Here is a 7,283-nt window from a genome sequence, read left to right on the forward strand (position 1 = left end):
TATGAATTTTGAAAATTTGCTTCATGATGAAGAATTTATTGATTCAAAAAATATTTTCATACAATGAATAGGTGAAAATAGGGGGCACTTACCTGGGATGGTATTGAATCAGTATAGGGTTCCAATTCAAACAAATGTTAACAACATAAAAAATATGCTTTCATTAGATCTTGCACAGACTGATGATAATGAAAAATTTAAAAATTTGTTGAATGAATATTTGAATTTTGAAAAAGAGTTTTTAGAAAATTTACTTTGATTTTTTTAAGAATAATTTTGTATAAAAAAAGAAATGAATGATAGAAATTTAATTATTTTCTATCAATTAATAGTTCACCAGCAACTCCAATGCTTTCAGGAGGTAAAGCTTCTACTAAAACAGTAATTGCTTCTATTGGCAAACCATATGCTTCAGCTACAGTTTCACTAACTTTTTTCACCATTTCTCTTCTATTTTCTACACTAATATTTGGATTTCCAACGATTGTTACTACAGGCATTATATCACCTCTTAATTGTAATTTTTAATTTATCCTTTTTCTTATAAATCACTTTTCTTAATTGAATTAATTCAATTTCCATAAAAATATTATTTAATATTAGTTCGCTCGATAAAATGATAATTAATTCAATTCCATAAAAATATTTATATGTAAAAATTACATAATAGAATTTAATTAAAAACTATTATTTGTGATAAAATGAATAAGAAACGGTTTTTTAGAATTTTGATTACAATTTTTCTCATTCTTTTGGCTATAGCCGTATGTGGAAAGATTCTAATCACACTGGATGATGGCTCAAGTTATGATTTAGGTCATGATGATGTATCCATTTCCGTAACTGGAGATGTGATGTTTGGCCGTAAGATGCCTGCAGTCTTGGATTCCGGTGCAAGCCCTTTCAGATTTGTTGAAAATGTAACCAAAAATGCAGACATACTGCTTGTAAACTTTGAAAACCCTGTTACAACATCTTCATATGCTGTGAAAGGGGATGTTCCATTGAAGGCAAATCCTAAATACACTTACCTTTTGGCAAATGCAAATGATAATGTTGTAGCATCACAAGCCAATAACCATGCTTTGGATTATGGGGAAACAGGTTTGAATGAAAGCATAAAGAACTTGAAGGATGCTGGAATCTATGTGATGGGAGCAGGAATTAATGCTGCTGAGGCAACAAAGCCTGTCACTATTGAATCAGGTGATAGGAAGGTCACAATACTGAATTATATGGATGCAGACAACTTCCAGGAATATAGGGGAGTGATGGACCCTGCAACAAGCAATTCTTCCGGATATTCTGCATATGATACTGAACTTGCCCAAAGACAAGTTCAGGAAGCTCATGAAAACGGTTCAAGCATCATTATAGCTTACTTGCATTACGGAAACGAGTATAGCAGAAGTCCCAATGAAAATCAGGTCAAGATATCCCATGAATTGATTAATGATGGTGCAGATATTGTCATCGGTTCCCACACTCACGTTACTCAAGGTGTGGAGATGTACAATGGAAAACCTATCTTCTATAATTTAGGCAATTTCATATTTGACCAATCAAATCCAGCTACCCATAGGTCTTATTTCTTGAATCTTGATTTGATTGAAGAAAATTGTACAGTAACACTCTATCCTACTTACTTATCCAATTATTTGCCACACTTTATGGATTCCCAATCAGGTAAGGCTTTGATAAATGAGTTATATCCTCAATGTGATGAATTGCAAGTTAATGATGAAGGACAAGGTGTCTTGACATTTAAGTTAGGTAATATAACCAATGAAACTAGTTAAATTAATTATGTGATATTATGCTTGGTGAAACTGAATTGAAAAAGATTTTTCCAGACTTTGAAGACTTGGTACAGCCTTCAGGCATTGATTTAGAGCTTGATGAAATATTTGTACAAAAGTCCGGAGGCTCATTGATTGACAATGAAAAGAATCTTCCGGAAATTGAAGCTTTGGAAGGTCCTATCTATACTTTAAAGCCTCATACAGCATATTTGGCTTCCATAAAGCGTAAAGTCAAGATTCCTAAGGGCTATACAATGCTGTATTTGCCAAGGTCCACTTTGCTCAGGTCTTTCATTTCCGTTCAAACTGCTGTGGGAGACCCTGGATTCTATGGAACCTTGATGTTTATGATCTATAATCATGGTGAATTTGATTATAAGATCAAGTCTGGTGATAGGATAGCTCAAGCTGTTGTATTCCCAGTGGAAGGTTCTGGAGAATATAATGGATCTTATCAAGAGGAAGAGGAATAATATAATTTTTTCTTTTTCTTTTTTTATTTACTATTTCTTCTGAATGATGGCTTTTTTTTATTTTTCATTTTTAATCTATTCTTTTTTATAATTTTTTTATCTATTTTTCCATTAATCCATCAATTTAATTAATTAATTTTATATATTTATAAAAATATATTCAATATTGATTTATTAGTAAAAATAATTATTTTTAGTTGATATTATGGTAGAAATAACAATAGGACTTCCAAAAGGAAGCTTAAATAATGTAAATAGAGGTAACACTTATCAATTATTTGTAGATGCAGGTTATGAAGTAAGAGGATACGAACCTGGAAACGAATCCTATGAAATCAATATTTTAAATGATGAAGAGATTGTCGCTTACTTGACCCGTCCACAAAGTACTCCTGTTGAATTGAACAGAGGAATGGTGGATATTGCTATTGTAGGAGAAGATTGGGTTAAGGAAGAATCAGTTTTAAGTGACAATGATATTGTAAAAATTGGAGATTTGAACTATGGTCAAACCCGTTTGATTGTAGCTGTTCCTAAGGAATCTCCTTATAATGACTTATCTGAATTCTTTAGAGCAAATAAGGATAGGGATAAGCCAATTTTATGTTTCACTGAATATCCTAATTTAACCAGACAGCATATTATGCAAAATGAGGTCTATCAGGAAATTTGGGGAGATGCTGTTCCATTTGTTCAAGTCAGAGGACTTCGTGATGGAGACAATAAGCAGGTTCAGGTAATCAACTCAGATGGTGCAACAGAGGTTTATATTGCAAAAGGTGCAGATTTGATTGTAGATAATACTCAAACTGGAAGCAGCTTAAGAAAAGCTGGTCTTAAAGAACTTGAAACTATTTTGCATTCATCTGCAGGTTTGTATGCTGGCATAAGCTGTGACGATGAAAAGATGGAAAAGGCAAAGATGATTTATGAACAGCTATTGGGTGCTGTAACTGCAAGAAAATACTTTGATGTAAAATTCAACATCGATAATGATTCCGTAGAAAAGGTTTCCAATTATCTTGTTGAAAATAAGTTCTGCAGTGCAGAGCCTACAGTCAATCAAGGTACAAGCTTTTCTCAAATCAATGTTTTGATTCCTAAGGATCATTTCCCTGAAATGTTGGATGGAATTAAGGCATTAGGCGCTTCTTCTGTTATCAGAAGCGATGTAAAGCAGTATGTGATATAATTATAAATTTGTTTATTTTTAGTTGAAATGATATTATTGGTTGGAGTGTTAGAATGAATATAACTGTAATCGGCACTGGCTATGTAGGTCTTGTAACTGGGGCCTGTTTTGCAAAAATGGGTAATGATGTCTATTGTGTAGATATTGACGAGGAAAAGATTGAAGGCTTAAAGAATAATGTGTTGCCTATTTTTGAACCAAACCTTGATACTTTAGTTAGGGATAGCCAAAAAAGAGGAGACTTGCACTTTACAGCTGATATCAAAGAGGCTTTGGAAAAGACCAAAATCATATTTATAGCTGTTGGAACCCCTATGTCTGAAGATGGCAGTGCCAATTTGGATTATGTATTTTCTGCAGCTTCAGATATTGCTAACAACATTACTGAAGATTCACTTGTTGTCATAAAATCCACAGTTCCTGTAGGTACAGGATTTAAGGTAAAGGAACATATTGAAAATATTTTAAATGAAAAAAACTCTTCTATAAAGATAGATATTGCATCTAATCCTGAATTTTTAAAGGAAGGTCATGCTATTGAAGACTGTCTTCATCCTGATAGGGTGGTCATAGGTGCTGAAAGGCAAGAGGTATTTGATGTATTGAAGAATTTATATTCTCCTTTTGTATTCAATCATGACAGATTTATTTTGATGGATATAAAAAGTTCTGAAATGACCAAATATGTTGCAAATGCAATGCTCGCAACAAAGATTTCATTCATGAATGAAGTTGCAAATATTTGTGAGGTTACCGGGGCTGACATTAAAAATGTTAGAGTCGGAATTGGATCAGATAAAAGAATAGGCTTTGATTTCATCTATGCTGGATGTGGATACGGTGGAAGTTGTTTCCCTAAGGATGTTCAGGCATTGATAAACACTGCCGAATCCAATGGATACACTCCTGAGCTGTTGTCTCAAGTGGAATCAGTCAACTATAACCAAAAAAGAGTATTGGTTAATAAGGTTGTAAATAGGTTCGGAAAAGATTTGTCAGGTCTTTCCTTCTGTATTTGGGGACTTTCATTCAAGCCAGGTACTGATGATGTAAGGGAAGCTCCATCATTGGTGGTTGCAAAGGGTCTTATTGACAATGGTGCTAAACTCAAGGTTTATGATCCTCAGGCGATTGATGAATTCAAAAAGGCAATTGGTGATGAGTATCTGGATTCCATCGAATTCTTTGATGGTCGTTATGATGCATTGGAAGGCTGTGATGCATTGATTTTAGTTACTGAATGGAAAGAATTCAGAAACCCTGATTTCGAGAGATTATCCCAAAAGCTAAATAATAAGATAATCTTTGACGGAAGGAATATTTATGATAAGAGAATTGAACAACAAGGATTTGAATTGTATCAAATCGGTTGCTAATTAATTTTCTTTTATTTTATCTCTTTACTCTTTTTTTACTTTTATCTATTTTTTTATTCTTTCTTTTGGCTGTTCTTTCCATTTTTATTTTAGTTTGTCATTATAAATTATAAATTATCCGATAATTTATCATATTCATCATATAATCTATCATTATTTTTTATTAATTTATAACGATTTTTAATGAAAAAACAATATCTTTTTATAATATGATGTATAAATCAGTACATAACAGTAAAAATTATGATAAATCATTATAATTTATCTGAATTTATCATTATGAAACTTAATTTGTAATGATATTTTCTTAAACGGACCGTTAAATTGAGTAGGTAAAGTATTTTACTAATAAATTATGGATATTTTTCGTTTTGGTGTCTAAAATGTTAACTTCTGTGCAAAAGGAAATCTTACAGACTTTAATCAATTTGTATCAAAATTCTGATGGCAAGTCCATTAAAGGGGAAGATATTGCTGAAGTAATGAACAGAAATCCTGGTACCATCAGAAATCAGATGCAATCCCTTAGGAGTTTAAGTCTTGTAAAGGGAGTTCCAGGGCCTCGTGGAGGTTATAAACCTACTATTGAAGCATATCATACTTTAAACATATCCGTAACAGATGGAAATGCTAAAGTTCCTGTCTATAAGGATAATAAAAAATTAGAGGATGTTTCAGTAGCAAAGATTGAGTTTACAAGCGTGCCTCACCCTGGTGAATGTGAAGCTGTTATTAAGGTTTTAGGAAGCATAAAGGATCTTCACTTGGGGGATGTTATTCGTGTAGGGCCTACACCTGTCAATAATTTGGGAATTATTGGTGAAATCGTAGGTCGAGATGATATGGACAATATCCTTCTATTGGATATCAGCACAATTAGAAGCATTCCTAAAAACTCTGTTTATGATATTGCCACTTTGGAATTGATTTATTTAAAGCCTGGAGATTCAATTAAGGATGCTGCATGTCTGCTTTCATCAAACAATATTGATGGGGCTCCAGTTATCACTGAAGGTGTAGCTATTGGTATGGTTTCACTTGTGGATATTGTAAAGGCATTGGCTGAAGGTAAGGAAAATGAGGATGTTAGGGATATAATGTCCAAACGTTTGTTCTTCATTGATAAGGATACAATGATAGCCACTGCTGTCTATAAGATGTATAAGTTCGGTATAAGCAGATTGATTGTGGTTGATGATGACTACACTCCAATCGGTGTTGTAACACGTACCGATTTGATTGAAACAATTACCAATCTAAAGAATTTCCCATTGTTGGGTGAAAACGATTTGGAAGATGAGATTTAGATTATTAAATTAAATAATTTTTTTCTATTTTTTATCTCTTCTTTTTTATTTTTTCTATTTTTTCTATTTTTTCTTAAACTTTATTTATTTTAAAGTACTATATTTTATTAGATAATCATTTTTAGAATTATATTTGGATTATTTTTAGATTATTTTTAAATTATTTTTAGAATTACTATTTGAGTTTGGATTGTATGAAAGTTAAACAATTAAATATTAAAAAGGACATGACTGTCAGTGAATTGATTGAACAGTTTGACGAATCAGGAGTATTAGGTGCTGGGAGAGTTGCAAGAGCTTCCAATTTGCTTGTAGATATGATCAATGATGAGGATATGGACATATTCATGAGTTTGGGAGGGCCATTGGTTCCTGGTGGTATGCGTAATATTGTTGCTGATTTGATTCGAGAAAAAAGGATTAAGGTTTTGATTACCAGTGGTGCTAACATCACTCATGATCTTCTTGAAGCTTTTGGAGGCAGACATTATCGTGATTTAGGTACAAATGATGAAGAGCTTAATGATGCTGGAATCGGCAGAATAGCTGATGTCTATACTCAGGGAGATGACTTTGAAGTTTTTGAAAGTGAAATCATCAAGATATTTGAGAAAATCAGCAAAGATTTGGATAATGATGAAGACAATGGTATAATTTCCATTCAAAGACTTTTAAAGGAAGTTGGATTATTGATTGATGATGAGAATTCCATCTTAAGGCAAGCTGCATTGAATGATGTTTCAATCTTTGCTCCAGGACTCATTGACAGCATGTTCGGTCTTCAGTTATGGATGTTTACACAGGACCACACTCTCGTAGTGGATGCAGTAGGAGACATGCATTACTTGTCAGACCTTGTATTTGAGTCTGAAAAGATTGGTGCTGTAATGTTAGGTGGAGGTCTTCCAAAGCATTACACCCTTGCTTCAAATCTTTTAAAGGGAGGCATAGATGCGGGTCTTCAAATAACCATGGACAGGCCTGAAACCGGTAGTTTAAGTGGTGCTCCTCTTGAAGAGGCAAAATCATGGTCCAAGGCAAAGCATGGATCCAATTTGGTGACTGTTATTGGTGATGTTACTATCATTTTCCCATTGATAGTTGCAGATGCTCTTAATAGAATAAAATGATTC

General features: G+C 33.1%; 8 protein-coding genes. 7 read left to right on the plus strand and 1 reads right to left on the minus strand.

Annotation, left to right across the window (positions count from 1 at the left end):
- The first annotated feature begins 97 nt into the window (after nucleotides 1–97).
- Nucleotides 98–259, plus strand: coding sequence for a hypothetical protein (locus ACKI67_RS09010; RefSeq protein ID WP_407463201.1), 162 nt, complete (start codon nucleotides 98–100; stop codon nucleotides 257–259).
- Between the two features lie 52 nt (nucleotides 260–311).
- On the opposite strand, the gene dmpI is transcribed toward ACKI67_RS09010, so the two are convergent.
- Nucleotides 312–500, minus strand: coding sequence for a 4-oxalocrotonate tautomerase DmpI (gene dmpI / locus ACKI67_RS09015; RefSeq protein ID WP_407463202.1), 189 nt, complete (start codon nucleotides 498–500; stop codon nucleotides 312–314).
- A gap of 201 nt (nucleotides 501–701) precedes the next feature.
- On the opposite strand from dmpI, the gene ACKI67_RS09020 reads away from it, so the two are divergent.
- The 6 genes from ACKI67_RS09020 to ACKI67_RS09045 all read left to right on the plus strand — a co-directional run bounded on the left by ACKI67_RS09020 (nucleotide 702) and on the right by ACKI67_RS09045 (nucleotide 7,280).
- Nucleotides 702–1,799 carry a CapA family protein gene (locus ACKI67_RS09020; protein ID WP_407463203.1) on the plus strand — a complete coding sequence of 366 codons (1,098 nt, stop codon included), beginning with the start codon at nucleotides 702–704 and terminating at the stop codon, nucleotides 1,797–1,799.
- 17 nt (nucleotides 1,800–1,816) lie between these two features.
- Nucleotides 1,817–2,275, plus strand: a complete 459-nt coding sequence (locus tag ACKI67_RS09025) for a dCTP deaminase domain-containing protein (protein WP_407463204.1) — start codon at nucleotides 1,817–1,819, stop codon at nucleotides 2,273–2,275.
- Nucleotides 2,276–2,480: 205 nt separating this feature from the next.
- On the plus strand, nucleotides 2,481–3,467 hold the full coding sequence (locus ACKI67_RS09030) for an ATP phosphoribosyltransferase (protein WP_407463205.1): 987 nt from the start codon (nucleotides 2,481–2,483) through the stop codon (nucleotides 3,465–3,467).
- Between the two features lie 53 nt (nucleotides 3,468–3,520).
- On the plus strand, nucleotides 3,521–4,843 hold the full coding sequence (locus tag ACKI67_RS09035) for a UDP-glucose dehydrogenase family protein (RefSeq protein ID WP_407463206.1): 1,323 nt from the start codon (nucleotides 3,521–3,523) through the stop codon (nucleotides 4,841–4,843).
- Between the two features lie 383 nt (nucleotides 4,844–5,226).
- Entirely contained in the window at nucleotides 5,227–6,150 is a 924-nt protein-coding gene (locus ACKI67_RS09040; RefSeq protein ID WP_407463207.1) for a CBS domain-containing protein, read from the plus strand.
- Between the two features lie 194 nt (nucleotides 6,151–6,344).
- On the plus strand, nucleotides 6,345–7,280 hold the full coding sequence (locus ACKI67_RS09045) for a deoxyhypusine synthase (RefSeq protein ID WP_407463208.1): 936 nt from the start codon (nucleotides 6,345–6,347) through the stop codon (nucleotides 7,278–7,280).
- The last annotated feature ends 3 nt before the right edge of the window (nucleotides 7,281–7,283 follow it).

This window comes from Methanobrevibacter sp., from assembly GCF_045577275.1.
Lineage (GTDB): Archaea > Methanobacteriota > Methanobacteria > Methanobacteriales > Methanobacteriaceae > Methanobrevibacter.

Coding starts and splice junctions, on each gene's coding strand:
- ACKI67_RS09040 (WP_407463207.1), top strand. CDS start 5,227: ATGTTAACTTCTGTGCAAAAGGAAATCTTACAGACTTTAATCAATTTG.
- ACKI67_RS09025 (WP_407463204.1), top strand. CDS start 1,817: ATGCTTGGTGAAACTGAATTGAAAAAGATTTTTCCAGACTTTGAAGAC.
- ACKI67_RS09035 (WP_407463206.1), top strand. CDS start 3,521: ATGAATATAACTGTAATCGGCACTGGCTATGTAGGTCTTGTAACTGGG.
- ACKI67_RS09030 (WP_407463205.1), top strand. CDS start 2,481: ATGGTAGAAATAACAATAGGACTTCCAAAAGGAAGCTTAAATAATGTA.
- ACKI67_RS09045 (WP_407463208.1), top strand. CDS start 6,345: ATGAAAGTTAAACAATTAAATATTAAAAAGGACATGACTGTCAGTGAA.
- dmpI (WP_407463202.1), bottom strand. CDS start 500: ATGCCTGTAGTAACAATCGTTGGAAATCCAAATATTAGTGTAGAAAAT.
- ACKI67_RS09010 (WP_407463201.1), top strand. CDS start 98: ATGGTATTGAATCAGTATAGGGTTCCAATTCAAACAAATGTTAACAAC.
- ACKI67_RS09020 (WP_407463203.1), top strand. CDS start 702: ATGAATAAGAAACGGTTTTTTAGAATTTTGATTACAATTTTTCTCATT.